At 65.5% G+C, this 2,348-nt stretch carries 1 pseudogene; it reads right to left on the reverse strand.

Features of this window, described 5'->3' with window-relative positions:
- Positions 1-2,348, reverse strand: a pseudogene (locus tag RUW20_RS15360) (cyclic beta 1-2 glucan synthetase); the annotation flags it as partial.

Raw genomic sequence — 2,348 nt, forward strand, 5'->3', positions numbered from 1 at the left:
TCGGCGAGGGCGAGCAGACCCGCCCGCAGGGTCAGCAGATGGCCGGCGAGGTTGCCGCTGTCCACCGTCGAGATGTACAGCGGCTGCAGCGGCCGCAGCGTCTGGGTGTCGTACCAGTTATAGAAGTGCCCCCGGTAGCGTTCCAGCGCGTCCATGGTGTTCAGGGTGTTCGCCGTGCGCTCGAGGACTTTTCCGGCCACCAGGTAGCCGAAGTCGTAGGCCGACAGGTTCGCCAGCAGCGCCAGCCCGATGTTGGTGGGTGATGTGCGATGGGCGACTGCGGCAACGCGATACTCCTGAACATTGTCCGGCGGCAGCCAATGGTCGTCCGGGCCAACGAAGTGGTCGAAGAACGCCCAGGTGCGGCGCGACAGCGCGCGCAGAAAGAGCGTCTGCTCGACGGTCAGAGTCGCCTTGCGCGGAGCCAGCGGACGGCTGACCCACCAGGCAATGAGCGGAGAGGCGAACCACAGGAGGAGGATCGGCCCGGCCACCGCCAGCACCGCAGGCCGCGATGCCGCCAGGTGGATCGCCGCCGCGGCGGCGATGGCCGGGGCGAACCACATTCTCTGAAAACAAGCGGTGAGCGTGCCGGGATCGCGCTCGCCCGCCTCACGGTCCGCCTCCCCCGAAGGGCTCCATTCGAGCAATCGTGCGCGTGTCACCAGCATCCGCCAGGCCGTGCGGGCAACGGCGTCGAGACTGAAGAACGCCTCGTACGGGAGACAGGCGATTTCGAAAACGACCTGCAAGATATGCCGGTAAGCCGAGCGCGCGATGCTGGCGAGGTGCTGCCGCAGGTGCACCTCCTCGGGCTTGCGGAAGATGTCGAGGATGGCCGCGCACAGAGAGGGGATGAGCACGATCCCGATCACCGCCACGGTCCACAACCACGGCGGCGAAAGGAGCGTCCATCCTGACAGCAAGAGCAGCGTCAGCGCTGCGGGGACGAGACTTCGCCGCAGGTTGTCGAAGAGCTTCCACTGCGACAGCATCGAGAGTGGATTCTTCTGCCGCGCGTTGTCCACGCCGGTAGCCACGCCGGTAGCCACGCCGACAGCCGCGCCTGGAACCCGCCTGCGCAGCCAACCCGCCAGCTGCCAATCGCCGCGGATCCAGCGGTAGCGACGACTCACGTCGGCGCTATAGCGGGCCGGGTGATCCTCGTACAGATGCACATCGCTCAACAGTCCGGCGCGGGCGTAGCAGCCTTCCAGAAGATCGTGGCTAAGGATGCGATTCTCGGGGAAGCGCCCGCCAAGCGCTTGCTCGAAGGCATCGACGTCGTAAATTCCCTTGCCGATGAACGAGCCTTCGCCGAACACGTCCTGGTAGACATCGGAGACGGCGCGGGTGTACGGGTCGATGCCCGGTTCGCCTCCGTACAGGCACGCATAGCGCGAGCGGTTCGTCCCCGGCAGGCTGATCGCCACGCGTGGCTGCAGGATGCCGTAGCCCCTGGTGACGCGCCGCTTCGTTTCATCGTAGCCGGGGCGATTCAACGGGTGCGCCATGGTAGCGACGAATAGCCGGGCCGCATCGCGTGGCAGCTGCGTATCCGTGTCCAGCGTAATCACGTACTGCACGGATGACAAAACCGCGGTATCACCGACGATGAGGGCAAAGCCGTCCTTGTCGCCGCCGCGCAGCAGCGCGTTCAAGTCGGCCAGCTTGCCGCGCTTGCGCTCATAACCCATCCACAGCCGGTCATTGGGGTTCCAGCGCCGCGGCCGATGGAAGAGGAAGAACAGATCGTCCCCGTTATTGGCCCGCTCACCGCCGTACTTCTCGTTCAGCTCGCCTATCCTCATCCGCGCCAGTTCCAGCAGCGATTCGTCCTCGGGCAGCGATTCCTGCCGAGCGTCGCGAAAGTCTGTCAACAGGCCGAAGTGCAGGCGTTCATCGCGATTCGCCAGAAACCGGACTTCCAGTGCCTCGATCAGATCCTCAACTCCCGAAGCACTGGTAAGCATGGTCGGGACCACCACCAGCGTGCGTGCCTGGGCCGGGATGCCTTCAGTGAAATCCATCCTGGGTAGGGAGTGTGGTGCCACCAGCAGGGTGGCCAACCAGTTCACCAGCGCTACGCCGAGTCGACTTGCAGCCAGCAGCGAGAGGATGCCGATCGCTGCCAGCAGCCAGTCCGGCGTCCCCGCGGCAAACGCCTGCGCCAGCAGGCTTCCGGAAAGGATCACCGTGATCAGCGCGATACCGCCCAGGTACACCAATGCTGGGAAGCGGCCTGCCGTTTTGCGCAGGGCCTCGGCGGCGGAAAGGCGAACTTGCGCCGCCTCTTCGAGTCGCGGCAAACCCTTGTCGATCAGGTAGTAGCCGACGTGCCCCGCGCG

This window comes from Accumulibacter sp., assembly GCF_032229525.1.
Taxonomy (GTDB): Bacteria; Pseudomonadota; Gammaproteobacteria; order Burkholderiales; family Rhodocyclaceae; genus Accumulibacter.